Source organism: Stutzerimonas azotifigens (assembly GCF_013522725.1).
In the GTDB taxonomy this organism is placed as follows: Bacteria; Pseudomonadota; Gammaproteobacteria; order Pseudomonadales; family Pseudomonadaceae; genus Stutzerimonas; species Stutzerimonas azotifigens_A.
In genome coordinates this window covers 1-22,185 of the sequence record NZ_JAAMRF010000005.1, presented here as the reverse complement: position 1 = coordinate 22,185, position 22,185 = coordinate 1, and the positions used below count along the sequence as shown (strand labels likewise).

At 60.3% G+C, this 22,185-nt stretch carries 18 protein-coding genes and 1 rRNA gene; 13 read left to right on the top strand and 6 right to left on the bottom strand.

Annotated features, from left to right (window positions below; translation table 11 throughout):
- Window positions 1-26 precede the first annotated feature (26 nt).
- Both clpA and clpS read right to left on the bottom strand, forming a co-directional pair.
- Window positions 27-2,297: an ATP-dependent Clp protease ATP-binding subunit ClpA gene (clpA, locus tag G7026_RS10855; protein WP_181070805.1), complete on the bottom strand. Its 2,271-nt coding sequence runs from the start codon at window positions 2,295-2,297 to the stop codon at window positions 27-29.
- Between the two features lie 31 nt (window positions 2,298-2,328).
- Complete coding sequence (gene clpS, locus G7026_RS10850) at window positions 2,329-2,691, bottom strand: ATP-dependent Clp protease adapter ClpS (RefSeq protein ID WP_181070804.1); 363 nt, start codon at window positions 2,689-2,691, stop codon at window positions 2,329-2,331.
- A 217-nt stretch (window positions 2,692-2,908) separates the two neighbouring features.
- Here clpS and cspD point away from each other — a divergent pair, with 217 nt between their 5' ends.
- Window positions 2,909-3,169 (top strand): cold shock domain-containing protein CspD, encoded by a 261-nt coding sequence (cspD, locus tag G7026_RS10845; RefSeq protein ID WP_138408394.1) that lies wholly within the window; start codon window positions 2,909-2,911, stop codon window positions 3,167-3,169.
- 59 nt (window positions 3,170-3,228) lie between these two features.
- On the opposite strand, the gene icd is transcribed toward cspD, so the two are convergent.
- A complete protein-coding gene (gene icd, locus G7026_RS10840) occupies window positions 3,229-4,485 on the bottom strand; it encodes an NADP-dependent isocitrate dehydrogenase (RefSeq protein WP_181070803.1) in 1,257 nt (418 codons plus the stop codon).
- 340 nt (window positions 4,486-4,825) lie between these two features.
- Here icd and G7026_RS10835 point away from each other — a divergent pair, with 340 nt between their 5' ends.
- The 11 genes from G7026_RS10835 (at window position 4,826) to G7026_RS10785 (ending at window position 18,247) form a co-directional block, all read left to right on the top strand.
- Entirely contained in the window at window positions 4,826-7,048 is a 2,223-nt protein-coding gene (locus G7026_RS10835; protein WP_181070802.1) for an NADP-dependent isocitrate dehydrogenase, read from the top strand.
- A 114-nt stretch (window positions 7,049-7,162) separates the two neighbouring features.
- Complete coding sequence (locus G7026_RS10830) at window positions 7,163-7,603, top strand: NUDIX hydrolase (RefSeq protein WP_181070801.1); 441 nt, start codon at window positions 7,163-7,165, stop codon at window positions 7,601-7,603.
- A gap of 50 nt (window positions 7,604-7,653) precedes the next feature.
- On the top strand, window positions 7,654-8,784 hold the full coding sequence (gene mnmA, locus G7026_RS10825) for a tRNA 2-thiouridine(34) synthase MnmA (RefSeq protein WP_181070800.1): 1,131 nt from the start codon (window positions 7,654-7,656) through the stop codon (window positions 8,782-8,784).
- Window positions 8,781-9,407, top strand: coding sequence for a high frequency lysogenization protein HflD (gene hflD / locus G7026_RS10820; RefSeq protein WP_181070799.1), 627 nt, complete (start codon window positions 8,781-8,783; stop codon window positions 9,405-9,407). Before mnmA ends, hflD begins: the two co-directional genes overlap by 4 nt.
- A 113-nt stretch (window positions 9,408-9,520) precedes the next feature.
- Window positions 9,521-10,891 (top strand): adenylosuccinate lyase, encoded by a 1,371-nt coding sequence (gene purB, locus G7026_RS10815; RefSeq protein ID WP_181070798.1) that lies wholly within the window; start codon window positions 9,521-9,523, stop codon window positions 10,889-10,891.
- Window positions 10,892-10,968: 77 nt separating this feature from the next.
- Window positions 10,969-12,135 (top strand): ribosomal protein uL16 3-hydroxylase, encoded by a 1,167-nt coding sequence (locus G7026_RS10810; RefSeq protein WP_181070797.1) that lies wholly within the window; start codon window positions 10,969-10,971, stop codon window positions 12,133-12,135.
- Window positions 12,128-12,553 carry a GNAT family N-acetyltransferase gene (locus G7026_RS10805; protein ID WP_181070796.1) on the top strand — a complete coding sequence of 142 codons (426 nt, stop codon included), beginning with the start codon at window positions 12,128-12,130 and terminating at the stop codon, window positions 12,551-12,553. The genes G7026_RS10810 and G7026_RS10805 overlap by 8 nt, the downstream gene beginning before the upstream one ends.
- 7 nt (window positions 12,554-12,560) lie before the next feature.
- Window positions 12,561-13,190, top strand: a complete 630-nt coding sequence (locus tag G7026_RS10800; RefSeq protein ID WP_181070795.1) for a DUF7931 domain-containing protein — start codon at window positions 12,561-12,563, stop codon at window positions 13,188-13,190.
- On the top strand, window positions 13,187-13,993 hold the full coding sequence (locus tag G7026_RS10795) for a secretin N-terminal domain-containing protein (protein ID WP_181070794.1): 807 nt from the start codon (window positions 13,187-13,189) through the stop codon (window positions 13,991-13,993). The genes G7026_RS10800 and G7026_RS10795 overlap by 4 nt, the downstream gene beginning before the upstream one ends.
- A gap of 499 nt (window positions 13,994-14,492) precedes the next feature.
- Entirely contained in the window at window positions 14,493-16,088 is a 1,596-nt protein-coding gene (locus G7026_RS10790) for an isocitrate lyase (RefSeq protein ID WP_181070793.1), read from the top strand.
- A 161-nt stretch (window positions 16,089-16,249) separates the two neighbouring features.
- Window positions 16,250-18,247 carry a PhoX family protein gene (locus tag G7026_RS10785; RefSeq protein ID WP_181070792.1) on the top strand — a complete coding sequence of 666 codons (1,998 nt, stop codon included), beginning with the start codon at window positions 16,250-16,252 and terminating at the stop codon, window positions 18,245-18,247.
- 38 nt (window positions 18,248-18,285) lie between these two features.
- Here G7026_RS10785 and G7026_RS10780 read toward each other — a convergent pair whose 3' ends face one another.
- Entirely contained in the window at window positions 18,286-19,347 is a 1,062-nt protein-coding gene (locus G7026_RS10780) for an AI-2E family transporter (RefSeq protein ID WP_181070791.1), read from the bottom strand.
- A 478-nt stretch (window positions 19,348-19,825) separates the two neighbouring features.
- Window positions 19,826-21,148, bottom strand: a complete 1,323-nt coding sequence (locus G7026_RS10775; RefSeq protein WP_181071198.1) for a Na+/H+ antiporter family protein — start codon at window positions 21,146-21,148, stop codon at window positions 19,826-19,828.
- Between the two features lie 207 nt (window positions 21,149-21,355).
- On the opposite strand from G7026_RS10775, the gene queD reads away from it, so the two are divergent.
- Complete coding sequence (gene queD, locus G7026_RS10770; RefSeq protein WP_181070790.1) at window positions 21,356-21,712, top strand: 6-carboxytetrahydropterin synthase QueD; 357 nt, start codon at window positions 21,356-21,358, stop codon at window positions 21,710-21,712.
- Window positions 21,713-22,092: 380 nt separating this feature from the next.
- Here queD and rrf read toward each other — a convergent pair.
- Window positions 22,093-22,185 (bottom strand): 5S ribosomal RNA (gene rrf, locus G7026_RS10765); the annotation flags it as partial.

Below are 22,185 nucleotides of genomic sequence, written 5' to 3'. Positions count from 1 at the left end.
TCCGACTAGACACCTGGCTCAACGCTTCAGGCCATTTCTGCAGTGGTCTCGAACTCGAAGAACACCTCACCATCCCTGACGTCCACGCGCACGATGCCTCCGTGCTCAGCCAATTCACCGAACAGGATTTCCTCAGCCAGCGGCCGCTTGATCTTGTCCTGGATGAGTCGAGCCATCGGGCGAGCACCCATCTGCACGTCATAGCCTCGCTCAGCCAGCCAGCCACGCGCCGCATCGGTAACCTCGAGCGTGACATGCTTGTCTTCGAGCTGGGCCTGCAGCTCGATGAGAAACTTGTCGACGATGCTCTTGATGACCTCATGACTCAGGCGGCCGAACTGGATAATGGTGTCCAGGCGGTTGCGGAACTCCGGCGTGAAGCTCTTCTTGATCACTTCCATCGCGTCAGATGCGTGATCCTGATGAGTGAACCCAATCGAGGCGCGCGCCGCGGTTTCCGCACCAGCATTGGTGGTCATGATCAGAATGACGTTACGGAAATCGGCCTTGCGCCCGTTGTTGTCAGTCAGCGTGCCGTGATCCATCACTTGCAGCAGTAGATTGAACACCTCGGGGTGCGCCTTTTCGATTTCATCGAGCAGCAGCACACAATGCGGCATCTTGGTGATCGCCTCGGTTAGCAGGCCGCCCTGATCGAAACCGACATAACCCGGTGGAGCACCGATCAGTCGCGAAACCGTGTGGCGCTCCATGTATTCCGACATGTCGAAACGCACCAACTCGATCCCCATCGCCTTGGCCAGCTGTCGTGCCGCCTCGGTCTTGCCGACGCCTGTCGGGCCTGCGAACAGGAACGAACCGACAGGCTTGTCCGGCGCCTTCAGCCCCGCACGCGACAGCTTGATCGCCGTTGCCAGCGAGTCGATCGCGTCATCCTGGCCGAACACGGTGAGCTTGAGATCACGCTCAAGATTGCGCAGCAGCTCCTTGTCCGAGCTGCTGACATGCTTGGGCGGAATCCGCGCGATCTTCGCCACAATGTCCTCGACCTCAGGCACATCGATACGCTTGGCGCGTTTGTCTTCCGGCTGCAGCCGCTGATAGGCGCCCGCCTCGTCGATCACGTCAATCGCTTTGTCCGGCATGTGCCGATCGTTGATGTAGCGCGACGCCAGCTCGGCGGCCGCACGCAACGCCTCATCACTGTATTCGATGTGGTGATGCTGTTCGAAGCGAGACTTGAGGCCTTTCAGGATGCCAACGGTATCCTCGACGGAAGGCTCGACCACATCCACTTTCTGGAAGCGGCGAGCAAGCGCGCGATCCTTCTCGAAGATGCCGCGGAACTCTTGGAATGTCGTCGAACCGATACAGCGGATCTCGCCCGACGACAGCAGCGGCTTGAGCAGATTGGACGCATCCATCACTCCCCCGGAAGCTGCACCGGCTCCGATGATCGTGTGGATCTCATCAATGAACAGGATCGCCTGCGGACGCTTGCGAAGCTCACCGAGCAGCGCCTTGAAACGCTTCTCGAAGTCACCCCGGTATTTGGTGCCGGCCAGCAGTGCACCCAGGTCGAGCGAATAGACCACGCTGTCGGTCAGCAACTCGGGTACCTGGTTGTCGACGATTCGCTTGGCAAGACCCTCGGCGATCGCGGTCTTGCCGACGCCCGCCTCGCCCACCAGCAAAGGGTTGTTCTTACGGCGTCGCGCGAGTATCTGGGCTACCCGCTCGACCTCGTGCTCGCGCCCGACCAGAGGATCGATCCGCCCCTGCCTGGCCAACTCGTTGAGGTTGCTGGCATAGGCGTCGAGCGGATGACCGGAAGATGCGGACTCGCCACCTTCCTCATCCTGCATTTCGGATTCATTTTCCGGAGCGGAAGAATTGCCCGGTACTTTCGAAATCCCGTGAGCGATGTAGTTGACGACATCGATGCGGGCCACATTCTGCTGCTTGAGCAGAAATACGGCCTGACTTTCCTGCTCACTGAAGATCGCAACCAGCACGTTGGCACCGGTGACCTCGCGCTTGCCGGAGCTTTGAACATGGAAAACGGCTCTCTGGAGCACCCGCTGAAAGCCTAACGTTGGCTGGGTTTCGCGCTCTTCGTCATGCTGCGGGATCAGTGGCGTGGTGGAATCGATGAACTCCTGCAGGTCATGTCGCAATTTGTCGAGACTGGCACCGCATGCACGCAGTACGGTTGCGGCGGCCTCGTTATCGAGTAGCGCCAACAAGAGGTGCTCAACCGTCATGAATTCATGGCGCTTGGTACGTGCCTCTTTGAAAGCCAGGTTCAGAGTGACTTCGAGCTCACGGTTCAACATAACTTTTACCTCTTACCCAAGCAGTCGGGGTTTAACCGTCCTTCTCGATCTCACAGAGCAGTGGATGCTGACATTCCCTTGCATATTGGTTGGCCTGCATTGCCTTAGTTTCAGCAACGTCTCGCGTATAGACACCGCACACTGCCCGCCCCTCTGTATGGACGGTCAGCATGATTTTGGTCGCCAATTCCCGGTTGTGATTGAAGATACCTTCCAGCACCTCTACGACGAAATCCATCGGCGTGTAGTCATCATTAAACATGACAACTTTAAACATCGGAGGTGCCTTGAGTTCCGGCTTCGCCTCCTCAAGAGCCAGTCCGGAGGCGTCGTCATCGTCCTGCGACGGACGGTCCTGATTGAATGTTAGTCGAATCTGCGGATTTGCACGCATGCGGATAACGGTTCTTCGTTCGGGGCTCTGGGGCCGGTGGAATTTGACGAGCTTCGCAGCCACCCGATGAGCTGGCTTGACTATCTGCAAAACGGTGATACAAACAATTAAGTGCCTAACGGCACTAGGGTCACGCGCTTTCGCTCACAAGGTTCATCAGCGCGTCATCGAGTGGATGTTACTCCAGTGATGGAGTCCTTTGCAGAGGGATAACAGCATGCTAAGCGGTAAGGTCAAGTGGTTCAACAACGCCAAAGGCTACGGGTTCATCGTAGCAGACGGCGGCGATGAGGACCTGTTCGCCCACTATTCGGCCATCCAGATGGATGGATACCGGACGCTCAAAGCTGGGCAGGCAGTCATGTTCGACATCCTGCAGGGCCCCAAGGGCCTGCACGCCACCAATATCCGAGCGCTGACGACTTCGGCGGAAGTCCTGGAGCCGGCCGCAGAGAACGCCTCCGCTGTAGGCGCCTGAGCGGTATTCAAAAGAAGAGGCCGGTCAGCAATGACCGGCCTTCTTCCGATTGGCCGTAATTACATGTGGCTGATCATGGCGTCGCCGAACTGCGAGCAGGACATCAGCTGCGCGCCTTCCATCAGGCGCTCGAAGTCGTAGGTGACGGTCTTCGCAGCGATCGCACCTTCGGTGCCTTTGATGATGAGGTCGGCCGCCTCATACCAGCCCATGTGACGCAACATCATCTCGGCGGAGAGGATCAGCGAACCGGGATTTACCTTGTCCTGCCCGGCATACTTCGGCGCGGTGCCGTGCGTGGCTTCGAACATGGCAACGGTATCGGACAGGTTGGCACCCGGCGCGATACCGATACCGCCCACTTCCGCCGCCAGGGCGTCGGAGAGGTAGTCGCCGTTCAGGTTAAGCGTGGCGATTACATCGTATTCGGCCGGCCGCAGCAGGATCTGCTGGAGCATGGCGTCCGCGATCACATCCTTGACCACGATGTTCTTGCCGGTCCTGGGATTTTTGAACTGCATCCACGGACCGCCATCGAGCAACTCGGCGCCGAACTCGTCACGCGCGACCTCATAGCCCCACTCCTTGAAGGCACCTTCGGTGAACTTCATGATGTTGCCTTTGTGGACGATGGTCATGGAGCTACGATCATTATCCACGGCATATTGCAGGGCCTTGCGAACCAGGCGCTTGGTGCCCTGCTCGGATACCGGCTTGATACCAATGCCGCAACCTTCGGTGAAGCGAATCTTCTTCACGCCCATTTCTTCGGTAAGGAACTTGATGACCTTGTCCGCCTCCGCGGATCCGGCCTTCCACTCCACACCGGCGTAGATGTCTTCGGAGTTCTCGCGAAAGATGACCATATCGACATCGCCAGGCTTCTTGACCGGGCTTGGCACACCGGTGAACCAGCGCACAGGACGCTGACAGACGTACAGATCCAGCTCCTGGCGCAGCGCAACGTTCAACGAGCGGATGCCGCCACCGACTGGCGTGGTCAGCGGACCCTTGATGGATACGACGTAGTCGCGGACGACCTCCAGGGTTTCCTTGGGCAGCCAGGTATCCTGGTCATACACCTGAGTAGCCTTCTCGCCGGCATAGATTTCCATCCACGCGATTTTGCGCTCGCCGCCGTAGGCTTTCTGCACAGCGGCATCGACGACCTTGATCATTACCGGACTGATGTCCACACCGATACCATCACCTTCGATGTAAGGGATGATTGGGTTATTCGGCACGTTCAGGGAATGATCGGCATTGACGGTGATCTTGTCGCCGCCTGCTGGAACCTGGATCTTTTCGTATCCCATACTGGACTCCGTTTAGTTGATTTAAACGATGTGTACCCTCTTCGAGGGTAGCGCAGTTAACCCGGGCCGAACCACCGGGCATTCGTCTTATGAGCCATACATTCTGCTGCGCACCGGCGCAGTGATATACTTTGACCGATGACTGCCGAGTCATCGGGGCGAGCCAGTTCGACGAACACCTCGCCCTTTGGGACGTCCTGCTATTGCGTTTCGATATCCCACCTGGTGCATCCACATCACCGCGGCGAATTTCGATAACTGCGCCCTCCCCGGGGCCCGGAGCGCCTACCCGCGCCAATCGCGATTCCGTGCACGCTCAGCAAAGAGAGAGTCAACGCTAATGTCCACCCGTTCGAAGATTACCTACACCTTCACCGACGAAGCCCCCGCCCTCGCTACCTACTCGCTTTTGCCCATCGTCCAAGCCTTCGCAGCTTCGGCCGATATCGAAGTCGAGACGCGCGACATCTCTCTTGCTGGCCGCATCCTCGCGAGCTTCGCCGATCAACTGGGCGACAAGCGTGTCGAAGACGACCTGGCCAAGCTCGCCGAGCTGACCGTCTCCCCAGACGCGAACATCGTCAAGCTGCCGAACATCAGCGCCTCCGTTCCGCAGCTCAAGGCCGCCATCACCGAACTGCAGGCCCAGGGTTACAACATTCCGGATTACGTCGAAGATGCCCAGACCGACGCCGAGAAAGACGCCCGCGCCCGCTACAGCAAGGTGCTCGGCAGTGCCGTGAATCCGGTCCTGCGCGAGGGCAACTCGGACCGCCGTGCCCCGGCAGCCGTCAAGGCCTACGCCCGCAAGCACCCGCACTCGATGGGCAAGTGGAGCAAGGCCTCCCAGTCCCATGCCGACTACATGCGCGGCGGCGACTTCTTCTCCAGCGAACAGTCGATCACCATGACCGCAGCCGGTGACGTACGCATCGAGTTCGTTGGCAAGGACGGCCAGGTCGAAGTGAAGAAACAGCTCGCCCTGAAGGAAGGCGAAGTACTCGACAGCATGTTCATGAGCTGCAATAAGCTGCGGGAATTCTTCGAGTACACCCTGCAGGATTGCAAAGAGACCGGCGTGATGTGGTCGCTGCACGTCAAGGCGACCATGATGAAGATTTCGCACCCGATCGTCTTCGGCCATGCGGTTACCGTCTACTACAAGGACGTGTTCGACAAATGGGGCACGCTCTTCGATGAAATCGGCGTCAACCCGAACAACGGGCTTTCCAGCGTCTACGACAAGATCAAGACCCTGCCCGCATCCCAGCAGGAAGAAATCCTGCACGACATCCACGAGGTATACAGCCACCGCCCGGAAATGGCGATGGTCGACTCGGTCAAGGGCATTACCAACCTGCACATCCCGAGCGACGTGATCGTCGACGCCTCGATGCCGGCGATGATCCGTAACTCCGGCCAGATGTGGGGCCGCGATGGCAAGCAGAAGGACACTAAGGCGGTGATGCCGGAAAGCACCTACGCCCGCATCTACCAGGAAATGATCAACTTCTGCAAAACCAACGGCGCCTTCGATCCGCGCACCATGGGCAGCGTGCCGAACGTCGGCCTGATGGCGCAGAAGGCCGAGGAATACGGCTCGCATGACAAGACCTTCGAAATGAAGGCCGACGGCACCATGCGCGTTGTCCTGGCGGACGGCACCGTGCTGATGCAGCACCAGGTCGAAAAAGGCGATATCTGGCGCGCCTGCCAGACTAAGGACGCCCCGATTCGTGATTGGGTCAAGCTGGCCGTGACCCGTGCCCGCCAGTCCGACACCCCGGCGGTGTTCTGGCTCGACCCGGAGCGCGCCCACGACCGCGAGCTGAAGAAAAAGGTGGAAACCTGCCTGAAGGATCACGACCTGAGCGGCCTGGAGATCCACATCATGGGCTACAACGAAGCCATCCGCTTCTCCATGGAGCGCATGATTCGAGGCCAGGACACCATCTCGGTGACCGGTAACGTGCTGCGTGACTACCTCACCGATCTGTTCCCGATCATGGAGCTGGGCACTTCGGCCAAGATGCTGTCGATCGTTCCGCTGATGGCTGGCGGCGGCATGTACGAGACCGGCGCTGGCGGCTCGGCTCCCAAGCACGTGCAACAGCTGACCGAAGAGAACTACCTGCGCTGGGATTCGCTCGGCGAATTCCTGGCACTGGCCGTCTCGCTGGAAGAAATGGGCATCAAGAGCGGCAACGCCAAAGCCAAGCTGCTCGGCAAATGCCTGGATGCTGCGACCGGCAAGCTGCTGGACAACAACAAGTCGCCGTCGCGCAAGATCGGTGAGCTGGACAACCGCGGCAGCCACTTCTATCTGGCGCTGTACTGGTCGCAGGAACTGGCCTCGCAGACTGAAGACGCAGCACTGGCCGCTCACTTCGCACCGCTGGCCAAGCGCCTGACCGAAAGCGAAGCCAAGATCGTTGCCGAGCTCAACGCAGTCCAGGGCCAGCCGGCAGATATCGGGGGGTACTACCGCACGAACCCCGAGCTGACCAGCAAGGTCATGCGGCCGAGCGAGACGTTCAACACGGCGCTAGCGGCCTTCGCCTAACCGTCACTCGCGTCACCGAAAGCCCCGGCCCCGGCCGGGGCTTTCTTTTTTTGGGCAGGGCAGCAGGCCAGACGAGCCTGCTATGCTCGATCCTTTCGTTTCAGGAGCATGCCTATGCGCTGGCAACCCCACGTTACCGTCGCTACCATCGTCGAAGATCAGGGCCGTTTTCTGCTGGTCGAGGAGCTGATCGCCGGCCAGTTGGTGTTCAACCAGCCCGCCGGCCACCTGGAAGCCAACGAAACGTTGCGCGAGGCCGCCATTCGCGAAACCCTGGAGGAAACAGGCTGGGACGTTGCGCTGACCGGAGTGGTAGGCATCTACCTCTACACCGCCCCCAGCAACGGCGTTACCTACCAGCGGATCTGCTTCAGCGCCGACCCCATACGTCATCATCCGGAGCGCTCGCTGGACACCGGCATCCACGCCGCGAGCTGGCTGAGCCGCGACGAGCTGGCGGCTCAATCGGAGCGCTGGCGCAGCCATCTGGTAATGCGCTGCATCGATGATTACCTGGCTGGATCGCCCTACCCGCTGGCAGTCATCCGTGAGTGACCGTCGCTTCTGGTAGAATTCGCCTCTTTCGAACGTTTTGCTGAACCGCCATGCCTGCCCAGACCCACCCCGCACCTCAATCGCAACGCGTCATCGTCGGCATGTCCGGCGGCGTCGACTCGTCCGTATCGGCACTGCTGTTGCTCGAACAGGGCTATCAGGTCGAAGGCCTGTTCATGAAGAACTGGGAAGAAGACGACGGCACGGAATACTGCACGGCGATGGATGATCTGGCCGACGCCCAGGCGGTTTGCGACCGGATCGGCATCAAGCTGCACACCGCCAACTTCGCCGCTGAATACTGGGACAACGTCTTCGAGCACTTCCTGGCGGAGTACAAGGCCGGCCGTACGCCGAATCCTGACATCCTCTGCAACCGCGAGATCAAGTTCAAAGCCTTTCTCGACTATGCCCTGTCGCTGGGCGCGGACCTTATCGCCACCGGTCATTACGTCCGTCGGCGTGACGTCGACGGACGCAGCGAATTGCTCAAGGGGCTGGACCCGAACAAGGACCAGAGCTATTTCCTGCATGCCGTGGGCGGCGAGCAGATCGGTCGCACCTTGTTTCCGGTAGGCGAACTGGAAAAACCGCAGGTGCGCGCCATCGCGGAGCAACATGGCCTGGCGACCGCGAAGAAGAAGGATTCCACCGGTATCTGCTTCATCGGCGAACGCCGTTTCAGCGACTTCCTCAAGCAATACCTGCCGGCGCAGCCCGGTGATATCGAAACGACCGAAGGCGCAGTGATCGGCCGTCATCATGGGCTGATGTACCACACCATTGGCCAGCGCCAAGGGCTGGGCATCGGCGGGCTCAAGGATGCCGGCGACGATCCCTGGTACGTGCTGGGCAAGGATCTTGGGCGCAACGTGCTGATCGTTGGCCAGGGCAACGACCATCCCTGGCTGTTCTCCAGCGCCCTGCAGGCCTCGGAGATCTATTGGGTCAACCCGATCGATACCACAGCGCCGCGCCGACTCACCGCCAAGGTGCGCTATCGCCAGTCCGACCAGACCTGCACCCTGGAGCGACACGGCTCGGGATACCGCGTCCTGTTCGACGAACCTCAGCGGGCCGTAACACCCGGTCAGTCGGTGGTGTTCTACGAGGGTGATATCTGTCTGGGCGGTGGCGTCATCGAGCAGGCCGAACGCAGCGTCGAGGGCGCGCGCCCATGACCCCGACCCAAGAGCAACTGGTCGCGCTAGGCGCAGTCTTCGAGGCTGCAGTGCTGGTGGACCGCATCGCCCGCACCGGCCAGATCCCCCAAGCTTCGCTGGCCTGCATGCTCGGCAGCCTGTTGGTACGCGACCCGCCATCGACTCTGGACGTTTACGGCGGCGACGACCTGAACCTGCGCGATGGTTACCGTGCCCTTTGCAGCGCGCTTGAGCGCGACGCCAACGCCCTACAGAGAGAACCCCTGCGCTATGCCCTTGCGCTGATGGCACTGGAGCGCCAGCTCGACAAGCGAGGCGACATGCTGCAGGTGATCGGTAGCCGGCTGGATCAGATTCAGCAGCAAGTCGAGCACTTCGGCCTGACCCACGAAAATGTCGTGGCCGCCTGCGGAGGCCTCTATGAGGACACCCTAAGCACCTTCCGCCAGCGAATCCAGGTACATGGCGATATGCGCTATCTACAGCAGAGCGACAATGCCGCCAAGATTCGCGCGCTGCTGCTGTGCGGCATCCGCTCGGCGCGGCTCTGGCGGCAGCTCGGCGGCCATCGCTGGCAGCTCGTTTTTGGCCGCCGCAAGCTGCTGGACGCGCTGTATCCGATGCTGCGTGGTCACGACTGACACGCGCGCCTTAGCCGAACGTCACGCGGCTGCCGAACGCACAGTCCGGCAGCCGCCCTTGCCTTTCGTGTATCATGTGCGCCCCATTTATGACCCGTCCGTCGAGAACCCCCATGCAGCTTTCCTCGCTCACAGCGGTTTCCCCCGTCGATGGCCGCTACGCCGGCAAAACAAGCGCACTGCGCCCCATCTTCAGCGAGTACGGCCTGATTCGCTGCCGCGTCCTCGTCGAGGTACGCTGGCTGCAGCGCCTTGCGGCGCATCCGGGCATTCCGGAAGTGGCAGCCTTTTCCAGCGAAGCCAACGCCCTGCTCGACCAGCTGGCCGACAACTTCAAGGTCGAGCATGCCGAGCGTGTGAAAGAGTTCGAGCGCACCACCAATCACGACGTGAAAGCGGTCGAATACCTGCTCAAGGAACAGGCCAAACAGCTGCCGGAACTGGCCAAGGTCAACGAATTCATCCACTTCGCCTGCACCAGCGAGGACATCAACAACCTCTCCCACGCGCTGATGCTGCGTGAAGGCCGCGATCAGGTCCTGCTGCCGCTGATGCGCCAGATCGCCGATGCGATCCGCCAGTTGGCGGTACAGCATGCCGAAGTGCCGATGCTGTCGCGCACCCATGGCCAGCCGGCGTCTCCGACGACCCTGGGCAAGGAACTGGCGAACGTGGTCTATCGTCTGGAGCGGCAGATCGCTCAGGTTCAGGCCGTTCCGCTGCTAGGCAAGATCAACGGTGCGGTCGGCAACTACAACGCGCATCTGTCGGCCTATCCGGACGTGGATTGGGAAGCCAACGCCAAGGCGTTCATCGAGGACGACCTGGGTCTGCAGTGGAATCCCTACACCACCCAGATCGAACCGCACGACTACATCGCCGAGCTGTTCGACGCGATTGCGCGTTTCAACACCATCCTCATCGACTTCGACCGCGACGTGTGGGGCTATATCTCGCTGGGCTACTTCAAGCAGAAGACGGTTGCCGGCGAAATCGGCTCCTCGACCATGCCGCACAAGGTCAATCCCATCGACTTCGAGAACTCCGAAGGCAACCTCGGCATCGCCAATGCGCTGTTCCAGCACCTGGCGAGCAAGCTTCCGATCTCTCGCTGGCAGCGCGACCTGACGGATTCCACCGTACTGCGCAACCTCGGCGTCGGGTTCGCTCACAGCGTGATTGCCTATGAAGCTTCTCTTAAAGGAATCAGTAAGTTAGAGCTCAATTCTCAACGCATTGCTGAAGACCTGAACAATTGCTGGGAGGTGCTGGCCGAGCCTATCCAGACCGTCATGCGTCGTTATGGCATCGAAAACCCCTACGAGAAGCTAAAGGAACTCACCCGCGGCAAGGGCATCAGCCCGGAGGCATTGCAGACGTTCATCGATGGCCTCGACATGCCGGCACAAGCCAAGGAAGAGCTGCGCGCCCTGACGCCGGCGAACTACATCGGCAACGCGACGGCCCAGGCCAAGCGCATCTAACTGATTTTTTGCGACTCACCACGCCCGGCTGAGCCGGGCGTTTTTTATTGCTGCGTATATGCAGCAAGGACTTACCTATGACTTCTGATAAAGCACTAGAAATTCTTGGCGGTATCAGCGCACGCGTTTTCCTGCGTGACTACTGGCAGAAAAAGCCCCTGCTCATCCGTCAGGCGCTGCCAGGTTTCGAAAGCCCGATCAGTGCCGACGAACTGGCTGGGCTTTCCCTCGAAGAAGACGTCGAGTCGCGTCTGGTGCTCGAGCACGGCGAGCGCCCCTGGGAGCTGCGCCGCGGCCCCTTTACCGAGCAAACCTACCAGGAGCTGCCCGAGCGGGATTGGACCCTTCTGGTGCAGGCCGTCGATCAGGCTGTCCCCGAGGTGGCCGAGCTGGTCGAACACTTCCGCTTCCTGCCCAACTGGCGCATCGACGACATCATGATCAGCTTCGCCACGCCAGGCGGCGGTGTCGGCCCGCATTTCGATAACTACGACGTGTTCCTGCTCCAGGCACAGGGCAAGCGCCGCTGGCGCATCGGCCAGATGTGCGACAGCGAAAGCCCCCTGCTCGATCACGCCGACCTTCGTATCCTCGCGGACTTCGAAGGGATCGATGAATGGGTTCTCGAGCCGGGCGACATGCTCTACCTGCCGCCACGACTGGCACACTACGGCACCGCCGAAGACGATTGCATGACCTACTCGCTGGGCTTCCGTGCACCGAGTGCCGCAGAGGTGCTGACCCACTTCACCGACTTCCTCGCTCAGTTTCTGCCGGATGAGGAACGCTACAGCGATGCCGACCTCGAGCCGACGGACGATCCCTTCCAGATCCAGCACGACGCGCTCGATCGGCTGAAGAAGCTGTTGGCCGAGCACATGAGTGACGAGCGCCTGCTGCTGACCTGGTTCGGCCAATTCATGACCGAGCCGCGTTATCCGGAGCGTGTTGCCGAAACGGATATCGATGAGGCTGAGTTCATGGCGGCCATCGGTGATGGCGCCGTCCTGCTGCGCAATCCTGCCGCGCGCCTGGCCTGGAGTGAAGTGGACATCGGCGTACTGCTCTTCGCCAGCGGCCAGAGCCGTCTATTGCCCGGGCACCTGCGTGAGCTGCTCAAGCTGATCTGCTCGGCCGACGCGTTACATGCCGACAACCTCGGCCAATGGCTCGACGACGAGGATGGGCGTAATCTAGTCCGGCAACTGGTCATACAGGGAAGTCTGGAGTTTGCTGATGAATGACATCCACGTGCGCATCGCCGACTGGCAGAAGGACTACACCGAGCTGCGGCGAATTCGTGAAACGGTCTTCATTGCCGAACAGTCGGTGCCGCCGGAGCTGGAATGGGATGCCGACGATGCCGAGGCGATTCATTTTCTGGCGCAAGAAGGTGATTACCCTGTCGGCACCGCGCGCCTGCTGCGCGACGGCCACATCGGTCGCGTCGCCGTACTCAAGGATTGGCGCGGAATGAACGTCGGCAACGCCCTGCTTCACGCGGTAATCGCCGAAGCCGAGCGGCGCGGGCTGTCCCAGCAGAAACTCACCGCCCAGGTGCATGCGACCCCCTTCTACGAGCGACTGGGATTCTCGGTGGTCAGCGAGGAATACCTCGACGCCGGTATTCCCCATGTCGACATGATCCGCCAGAGCCAGTGAGGCAAGCATGAGCGAGCACGTCCAGGAAGGCATGGAGCAGCTCGATGAGCTACCCGCCATCGAGTTCCACTCACCGGGACGCTTCGCCATCAACAATCCCGCACCTGACGTACCCGAACCGGAACGCTTGGAGCCCGCGCCTTTCGTGCTGGGTACGACCGAGGCACTGCAGCGTTTCAGCATGCCCGAGCAGATTCGCCCCCATGCCTTGGCGATGCTGCAACAGGCACGCCGCAGTCTTTGCCTGTATACCCCCGATCTCGAGCCCTGGCTTTATCACCACAGCAGCATGCAGCAGGCCTGTAGTCAGTTCCTCCTGGCGCACCCGCGCAATCGCTTGCGCATTCTCGTCGGCGACTCCAGCCGCGCTGTGAAGGAAGGACACCGCCTCCTCACGCTGGCCCGGCGCCTAACCAGCAACCTGCACATTCGCAAGATCAACCCCGACTACCCGGCTAGCGACGCGGCCTTCCTGATCGCCGATGCAAATGGCTTGTTGACACGCCCGGAATCCGACAGCTACGCCGGTTACGCCCTTTATCGTGACCCCGGCAGGGTCCGTCTGCGGCAGGCCGAGTTCGATCGCGCCTGGGACAGCAGCCTCTCAGATCCTGACCTGCGGAGCTTTTTGCTATGAAGCGCCATCTGCTTGCTGCCCTGATATTGCTTGCCAGCCTCCCCCTGCATGCAGCCACCGAGGTCATCACGCTGGATTTTCGGATGGCGGAAGACGTCATGCCGATCGCCCAGTCCGTGGTCGGCGACCAGGGCAAGGTCAGCGCCTATGGCAATCAGCTGATCGTCAACGCGCCCGATGCGATCATTGCCGAGCTGCGCACGGTGCTCGCCCAGCTCGACAATGCACCCAAGCGCCTGTTGATCAGTGTCGATACCCAAGACGCCGGGAGCCTCAACCAGCGCGGTTACGGTGTCGACGGCTCGATCAGTGCCGGTAACGTGGAAATCGAAGCGGGCCGTGGCGAGGTTCGCGGCCGCGATCAGGTGCGCATCATTCGCCATAGCACCCAGACGCGCGACGCCGGTGTGCAGCAAGTGCAGGCCACTGAAGGTTACCCCGCGCTGATCCAGGTCGGTCAGAGCGTACCGCTCACCTCAACCGGTACGGATGGCTACGGCCAGGTCTACCAGAACACCCAGTACCGCAACGTGATGCGCGGTTTCTATGCCACCGCGACCCTGTCGGGTGATCGCGTGCAGGTCACCATCAGCAACAACCGCGATCGGCTGAACCAGCATCAACCGGGTGTAATCGATGTACAGACCACCGAAACCCGGGTGACCGGGCGTGTCGGCGAATGGCTGACGCTCGGTGGCGTTTCGGAAAGCCAGAACAGCACTCAGAATGGCAACTTGCGCCGCTATTCCACCCAGGGCCAGCAGGACCTGTCGTTGCGTTTGAAGGTGGATGTTCTCGACTGAACAGTCACTTTTTCACAGCTCTTCGAAAATGTAGTGCCTTTAAAAAAACACTACAAAACGTTTGACGAGCGCTTTTCCCCAGAGCATGATGGCCTCGCTCCCGCTAACCAGAGACCTGAAAAGGCCTCCGGAGCGCGCTCCAGCCAACCAGCCGAGCCGTTCCGTGACTGCATCGCCCACAAGGCGGACTGACGAGGTTGCGACTGGAACGAGTCGTCCTGAGGGACGGGGAAGCGATTTGCGTACAGCCTGATGACAGTCACGACAGCAAGCTGAATCGCCCAACGGTATCCACGAACCGGTAAGCGTCCCGATGGTTTCCATCGTCAGCGGCTGAGTCACCGGGTAGTCGTCTTCGGCGAACCCCTCCTCAAGATCAATCCTCGTCCCGGTCGATATTTCGACGCTCTGCCTTGTGTGCACTCCATCAGCGCTAGCACGCAGGTTCCAGTGGGAAAAGTCGGTGCTCTAACAACCCAAACTTTTGAAGGATTGACCCATGTCCGCTTATCAAAACGACATCAAGACCGTTGCCGCTCTGAAAGAACAAGCTGGCAATAGCTGGAGCGCTATCAACCCGGAATCCGTCGCTCGCATGCGGGCTCAGAACCGCTTCAAGACCGGCCTCGACATCGCCAAGTACACCGCCGCCATCATGCGCAAGGACATGGCCGAATACGACGCCGATTCTTCGCTCTACACCCAGTCGCTGGGTTGCTGGCACGGTTTCATCGGCCAGCAAAAGCTGATTTCCATCAAGAAGCACCTGAAAACCACCAACAAGCGCTACCTCTACCTCTCCGGCTGGATGGTCGCCGCCCTGCGCTCCGACTTCGGCCCGCTGCCCGATCAGTCGATGCACGAGAAGACTGCCGTCTCCGGCCTGATCGAAGAGCTTTACACCTTCCTGCGCCAGGCCGACGCCCGTGAGCTGGACCTGTTGTTCACCGCACTGGATGCCGCCCGCGCCGCCGATGACCAGGCCAAGGCCAGCGAAATCCAGTCGCAGATCGATAACTTCGAAACCCACGTAGTGCCGATCATCGCCGACATCGACGCCGGCTTCGGCAACCCAGAGGCCACCTACCTGCTGGCCAAGAAAATGATCGAAGCAGGCGCCTGCTGCATCCAGATCGAAAACCAGGTGTCCGACGAAAAGCAGTGCGGCCACCAGGACGGCAAGGTCACCGTGCCGCACGCCGACTTCCTCGCCAAGATCAACGCCGTGCGCTACGCCTTCCTTGAGCTGGGTGTGGACGACGGCGTGATTGTCGCCCGTACCGACTCCCTTGGTGCCGGCCTGACCAAGCAGATCGCTGTGACCAACCAGCCGGGTGATCTGGGCGACCTGTACAACTCCTTCCTCGATTGCGAAGAGATCTCCGAAGCCCAGCTCGGCAACGGTGATGTCGTCATCAAGCGTGAAGGCAAGTTGCTGCGCCCCAAGCGTCTGCCGAGCAACCTGTTCCAGTTCCGCAAGGGCACAGGTGAAGACCGTTGCGTCCTGGACTGCATCACCTCGCTGCAGAACGGCGCGGACCTGCTGTGGATCGAGACCGAGAAGCCGCACGTCGGCCAGATCAAAGCCATGGTCGACCGCATCCGTGAGGTCGTCCCCAACGCCAAGCTGGTCTACAACAACAGCCCGTCCTTCAACTGGACGCTGAACTTCCGTCAGCAAGTGTTCGACGCCTTCGTGGCCGAAGGCAAGGACATGTCCACCTACGACCGCGCCAAGCTGATGAGCGTGGAGTATGACGAGACCGAACTTGCACAGGTTGCCGACGAGAAAATCCGCACCTTCCAGCGCGACGGCTCGGCCCACGCCGGCATCTTCCATCACCTGATCACGCTGCCGACCTACCACACCGCCGCGCTGTCCACCGACAACCTGGCCAAGGGGTACTTCGCCGACGAAGGCATGCTGGCCTATGTCAAAGGCGTACAGCGTCAGGAGCTGCGCCAGGGCATCGCCTGTGTGAAGCACCAGAACATGGCGGGCTCCGACATTGGCGACAACCACAAGGAATACTTCGCCGGCGAGGCAGCGCTCAAGGCCAGCGGCAAAGACAACACCATGAACCAGTTCCACTAAGCGCCCCGAAACGAAAAAGCCCTGGCCAATGCCGGGGCTTTTTCGTTCAGGCGGTTACCCATGAATGCAGCTCGTCGAGCGAAGCGGCAGTGTCATGCATTTGTCGCATGAGCACACTAGCGTCAAGGTTCCGTTGATTACCCCCTTCATGGAGCCGCGTCGTGACTATAGAAAAAGAGAATGTCCTGTTCGGTAATGGCGATGAGTTGCCCAGCAATCACTCATCCAACCCGCACATCAACGAAGTCATTGCCCTGGGCCGGCGCAAGGTCCTGACAGGAGGCGCCACACTCGGTGCGCTGGCATTTCTGGGCGTCACCATGCCTGGCGCCGCTTCGGCCGCTGAAGCATTGGCGAAAGCCGCAAACACGCCGCCGTTCAAATTGCGTACACGCCTGCCCTTCGAACCGGTAATGGTCACCCGCGCCGACACCATTACGGTACCTGCCGGCTACACCGCCAAGGCCTTCATTCCATGGGGTACGCCCATTTGCGGCAGTTACCCGGCCTTCCTCGAGAATGCTAGCAATAGTGCCCAGGATCAAGCCCAGCAGACCGGCATGCACCACGATGGTATGCATTTCTTCCCAATGGATTCGAAAAACGGCATCGGCCGTCAGAGCGACCACGGCATGCTCTGCCTGAACCATGAATACATCGACGCGCCGTTGCTGCACCCAAATGGCCCGACCGTCGTTAACGGCCGCCGAGTAAACGTCGATGAGGTCCGTAAGGAAATCAATGCCCACGGCGTCTCGGTGGTGGAAGTACGCCGTGGACCGCGCGGCGATTGGGATGTGTTGCCTACCGCTCGCAACCGCCGCATCACAGGCGCAACACCGATGCAGATCGCTGGTCCCGCCCGAGGTCATGCGCTGATGAAAACGCGCTACAGTCCGAGCGGCACCTCTGCTCGCGGCACGCTGAACAACTGCGCCAACGGTTTCACACCCTGGGCGACTTATCTGACCTGCGAAGAGAACTGGGCCGGCTATTTCGCCAGCACCGACGAAACCCTGCCACGCGAGCTGTCCCGCTATGGCATCGGCAAGGCCGGCCGCTACGGCTGGGAAACAGTGCCGGGAGACGAATTTCAGCGATTCAACTGCACTCGTATCAGCCGGGACGGCACTGGTGATTACCGCAACGAGCCGAACACCTTTGGTTGGATCGTCGAGATCGACCCCTTCGATCCCGATGCCGTGCCGGTCAAGCACACTGCGCTGGGCCGCTTCGCCCATGAAGGCCTAGTGTTCGCACCGGTCAGGCCCGGACGCCCGGTCGTCTGCTACTCGGGCGACGATTCGCAGAACGAGTACATCTACAAGTACGTGAGCCGCGACCAGTATCGTCCGCAGCGCAGCGACGGTCGCCTGCTCGATGACGGCACACTCTACGTGGCCCGCTACAATCCGGACGGCAGCGGCGACTGGCTGGCGCTGGATATCAACGATGCGAACTTCCAGAGCGCCTGCGCAGCAGCGGGCGTCACCTTCGCCGACCAGGGAGATGTACTGATCAACACCCGCCTGGCTGCGGATGTCGTTGGAGCAACCAAAATGGATCGCCCTGAATGGGGCGCGGTCAATCCTGACAATGGCGACGTCTATTTCACCCTCACCAACAACGGCTCGCGTCGCGAGGCGGACGCCCCGAACCCGCGCGCACCGAACCCCTACGGGCACATCATCCGCTGGCGTGAAGCGAGCAATGACTTCGCTGGCACGCGCTTCACCTGGGATCTTTACCTGCTTGCAGGCCCGAAGAACGACAGCCGTGACCCCACCGGCAAGCCGCTGGACGAGAGCAATATCCTCGCGAGCCCCGACGGCTTGTGGTTCGACGACGAGGGGCGTCTCTGGATTCAGACCGACATGAGCGGAAGCCAGCAAACCGCAGGGCCGTTCGGCAACAACCAGATGCTGGTTTCCGATCCGAAGACTGGCGAGGTCAAGCGCTTCCTGGTCGGACCCTACGGCTGCGAGGTCACCGGCATCACCGCGACGCCGGACTTCCGCACGCTGTTCGTCAACATTCAGCACCCGGGCGAAGGCTCGACGCCTACCAACTTCAACAGCATCTGGCCAGACGGCCCGGGCCGCCGCCCGCGCTCGGCGACGGTCATCGTCACCCGTGACGACGGGCGACGCTTGATGTGACGCCCTCTGGAAGAAGCCCGGCAAATGCCGGGCTTCTTTTATCGAGGCAGCTCTTCTTGCGGTCCTGTGAAAAGGCCCCAGGTCGAAATGAACAAGGCGGCAATCAAAGGTCCGATTACGAAGCCATTCAAACCGAACAGTGCAAGGCCGCCGAGGGTGGAGATCAGCACCACGTAGTCGGGCATCTTGGTGTCTTTGCCCACCAGGATCGGGCGCAGGATATTGTCGACCAGTCCGATGACCAGCACGCCGTACAACGTCAGGATGATCCCCTGCCAGACCGACCCACTCATCAGAAAGTAGATGGCCACCGGCGTCCAGATCAGCCCCGCCCCTACGGCGGGCAGCAATGATAGCAAAGCCATCAATACGCCCCAGAGCGATGCGCTGGGTATGCCCAGCACAGCGAAAATGACTCCGCCGAGAACCCCCTGGATTACCGCCACCACGATATTGCCCTTGACGGTCGCCCGCACGACACGGGTGAACTTACTGAATAGCCGGCGTTTTTGCGTTTCACTCAGCGGAATCGCCTTGCGAATCCGGGCCACGAGCTCTTTACCGTCCCTGATCAGGAAGAACAACAGATAGATCATCACGAAAAAGCTGACGAAGAACTGGAAGGTGCCCTGACCAAAACTGAACGCCTTCGTCGCCAGGTACTGGCTACCCTCAAGCGCTCCGCTGGCCAGCCGGGCCCGCAGGCTGTCCATGTCACCCCCGAGTCCGAACCGGTCCAGCTGGTTCTGCAGCGGGCCGGGAAGCATTTCCCTGGCATAGGTGACATAGCTCCCTATGTCCAGATCCCCGCTTTGGATCCTTCTATAGAGCGATGCGCCCTCCTGGACCAGCAGGCCAGTGATGAAGATCACCGGCAATACCGCAACGACCAGACATACCAGTAGCGTGATCAGGGCTGAAAGGTTCCGCCGATTGTGCAGCCGTTTGTATAGCCACCGCTGCAGGGGGGCGAAAATGATAGCCAGGATCACCGCCCAGAACACCGCACCGTAGAAAGGCAGCAGAATCCAGCCGAACGCCACGGACACCACGATCAGCAGGATGAGGAAAACCTTGTATTCAAGCGTCGGATTGAACATTGCGGAACCATCATGGCGATTGTTCCAATTAGTCAACGCACGGCTTCGTGAGTGCTGTGCTACACGATAAAGGGCGCCATCCGGCGCTCTTTTCAGCTAGATGCGGAACGGGGGAGCGCATGCAACGCGGATGAGGATGCTGCTGACTACGGTGATCGATACGCGAACTCGGCAGGCTGCATTTCGAGCCGGCCCAGGCGCAGTTGACCCTGGCAGGCTCCGCAATCCTCAACAAACCGCCTGTCGCCTTGTTCCATGCCATCGAAGGCGTTCGAATACTGCTAAAAACCGATGATTACGTAGTGCTTGAGGCCCTGCCGGCTGTTTGAACCAACCGCCCACGCCTGGGGCGAGTTCGCTCTCGGCTGGTCCTGCAGCACACTCTTGCTTGCCCCAGCAACCCCAGCAACCCCAGCACCACGAAAAAAAACGGGACACCGCTTTGACGACATCCCGCTGTGAAGCTTGGTATAACCGACTACAGAGTCATTGCAGCGAACCAGCCGAACGCGATAAGCGGCAGGTTGTAGTGCAGGAAGGATGGCACCACCGTATCCCAAATATGGCTGTGCTGACCGTCGACGTTGAGCCCGGAAGTCGGACCGAGGGTCGAGTCTGATGCCGGAGACCCCGCATCGCCCAGCGCGCCCGCGGTACCGATGATGCTGACGATGGCTAACGGGCTGAAACCAAGCTGCATTCCGAGGGGAACGAAGATCGCTGCGATGATAGGTACGGTCGAAAAAGATGAACCGATGCCCATGGTGACCAGCAGACCGACCAGCAACATCAGCAGCGCGGCGACCCCCTTGCTGTTGCCGATCCAGGCTGCGGACGCATCCACCAGATTCTTGATATCGCCGGTGGCTTTCATTACCTCGGCAAAGCCTGCGGCAGCGATCATGATGAAGCCGATCATCGCCATCATCTTCATGCCTTCGGTAAACAGATCGTCCGCCTCCTTCCAGCGCACGACGCCCGAGACGGAGAAGATCACAAAGCCGGCCAGGGCACCGATGATCATCGAATCCAGCCACAGCTGAATGACGAACGCGGCCGCTACCGCGACCAGGGCCATCAGCAGGCTCCAAGGGCTGAACGACGTCGAGTGACGTGCGCCTTGGTCGATACGGTCGAGATCATAGTCGCGCGGCTTGCGGTAACTGATCAGAATAGCCACCAACAGGCCAAACACCATGCCCAGAGCGGGAATGAACATGGCGTGTGTAACGCTGATATCCGAAACGTCCAACCCAGCCGACGAGATGTTCGCGAGCAGGATTTCCTTCAGAAAGATGGCACCGAACCCGACAGGCAGAAACATGTATGGCGTGATCAGCCCGAAGGTAATCACGCAGGCGATCAGACGGCGATCGAGCCGAAGCTTGGCCAATACATACAGAAGAGGCGGAACCAACAGCGGAATGAACGCAATGTGAATGGGCAGGATGTTCTGCGAGGACACCGCCACGGCCAAGAGCAGACCGATGAGCGCCCATTTCACACCTCGATCTGCAGTCGTTGGGCTCTTGTCCCCGACCAGCTTCAGTACCCGGTCGGCTAGCGCATGGGCCAGCCCGGATTTAGCGAGGGCGACGGCAAAAGCGCCCAAGAGAGCATAAGACAGCGCAACCGTCGCGCCGCCGCCAAGCCCTTTGTTAAAGGCTTCAAGGCTGCCGTGTATGCCCAGTCCGCCAAGCAGCCCGCCCACCAGCGCACCGACGATCAATGCGACCACCACGTGAACGCGTATCAGACTGAGGATCAGCATGACCCCCACCGCGGCTATTACAGAATTCATCTCTCCCCCCATCAGCAGTGGCAAGCGCCTGAAAAAAGGGCGGTAGTCTGCGTTGCGCATCCTCAGCTGTCAAAACATTCGCAGCGTAAGCAGGCATGTGCTCGAAGTGAGCCAGATGCACGGTAGGTTCGTCACAGGTGATCGCCACGCCCGCATGTCCCAGGTGCGGTAAAATTGGTTTTTAGCAGCGCAAAACAGAGAGCTCGCGTGGAAATTTTCAAGGAATTCACTTTCGAATCGGCCCATCGCCTTCCGCATGTGCCGGAGGGACATAAATGTGGGCGTCTGCACGGGCATTCGTTTCGCGTCGCCCTCCATATAGAAGGTGATGTCGACCCGAAGACTGGTTGGATACGCGATTTTGGTGAACTGAAGGCGATTTTCAAACCGCTTTACGAGCAGCTCGACCACAACTATCTGAATGATTTGCCGGGCCTCGAAAACCCCACAAGCGAAAACCTGGCACGCTGGATCTGGCTCAAACTCAAGCCCGAGCTACCGGAACTGTCGCGTATCCGTATTCACGAAACCTGTACCAGCGGCTGCGAATACCGCGGCGATTGATCCGCCGCTCGATCGCCAGTCTACGTGCCCGACTCCGACGTACCGATGAGCGATTGCAGGTTGGCCTCTGCGCGGATGTACTGAGGAACCGGCGGGCAGCCGTAATCCGGTGCACCGTTGGTAAGTAGATGGTTTCCGACCCGCCTACGCGCGTCCCGCCCCATGTTATCGCAGGCAAAGCTTCGACCAGCAGAGCGCAAGCCGACTGCCATTACCTGCATCCTGGATGCAGAATTGGCCCAAACGAGATCGAGCGATCACTGCGGACACCGGAGCGAGGCCGCCCCGCTGCACGGCAGCGGATGCCGGCGAGCCGGAGATTATCGCGCGCAAAGACAAACCCCCCACCCGATTGCTCGGATTGGGGGTTTGGGATAGAAGCTTGACGATGACCTACTCTCACATGGGGAAACCCCACACTACCATCGGCGATGCGTCGTTTCACTACTGAGTTCGGGATGGGATCAGGTGGT

Bases quoted from the DNA above. Each gene is read 5' to 3' on its own strand.
- clpA (WP_181070805.1), bottom strand. From the start codon at position 2,297: ATGTTGAACCGTGAGCTCGAAGTCACTCTGAACCTGGCTTTCAAAGAG.
- clpS (WP_181070804.1), bottom strand. From the start codon at position 2,691: ATGCGTGCAAATCCGCAGATTCGACTAACATTCAATCAGGACCGTCCG.
- cspD (WP_138408394.1), top strand. From the start codon at position 2,909: ATGCTAAGCGGTAAGGTCAAGTGGTTCAACAACGCCAAAGGCTACGGG.
- icd (WP_181070803.1), bottom strand. From the start codon at position 4,485: ATGGGATACGAAAAGATCCAGGTTCCAGCAGGCGGCGACAAGATCACC.
- G7026_RS10835 (WP_181070802.1), top strand. From the start codon at position 4,826: ATGTCCACCCGTTCGAAGATTACCTACACCTTCACCGACGAAGCCCCC.
- G7026_RS10830 (WP_181070801.1), top strand. From the start codon at position 7,163: ATGCGCTGGCAACCCCACGTTACCGTCGCTACCATCGTCGAAGATCAG.
- mnmA (WP_181070800.1), top strand. From the start codon at position 7,654: ATGCCTGCCCAGACCCACCCCGCACCTCAATCGCAACGCGTCATCGTC.
- hflD (WP_181070799.1), top strand. From the start codon at position 8,781: ATGACCCCGACCCAAGAGCAACTGGTCGCGCTAGGCGCAGTCTTCGAG.
- purB (WP_181070798.1), top strand. From the start codon at position 9,521: ATGCAGCTTTCCTCGCTCACAGCGGTTTCCCCCGTCGATGGCCGCTAC.
- G7026_RS10810 (WP_181070797.1), top strand. From the start codon at position 10,969: ATGACTTCTGATAAAGCACTAGAAATTCTTGGCGGTATCAGCGCACGC.
- G7026_RS10805 (WP_181070796.1), top strand. From the start codon at position 12,128: ATGAATGACATCCACGTGCGCATCGCCGACTGGCAGAAGGACTACACC.
- G7026_RS10800 (WP_181070795.1), top strand. From the start codon at position 12,561: ATGAGCGAGCACGTCCAGGAAGGCATGGAGCAGCTCGATGAGCTACCC.
- G7026_RS10795 (WP_181070794.1), top strand. From the start codon at position 13,187: ATGAAGCGCCATCTGCTTGCTGCCCTGATATTGCTTGCCAGCCTCCCC.
- G7026_RS10790 (WP_181070793.1), top strand. From the start codon at position 14,493: ATGTCCGCTTATCAAAACGACATCAAGACCGTTGCCGCTCTGAAAGAA.
- G7026_RS10780 (WP_181070791.1), bottom strand. From the start codon at position 19,347: ATGTTCAATCCGACGCTTGAATACAAGGTTTTCCTCATCCTGCTGATC.
- G7026_RS10775 (WP_181071198.1), bottom strand. From the start codon at position 21,148: ATGAATTCTGTAATAGCCGCGGTGGGGGTCATGCTGATCCTCAGTCTG.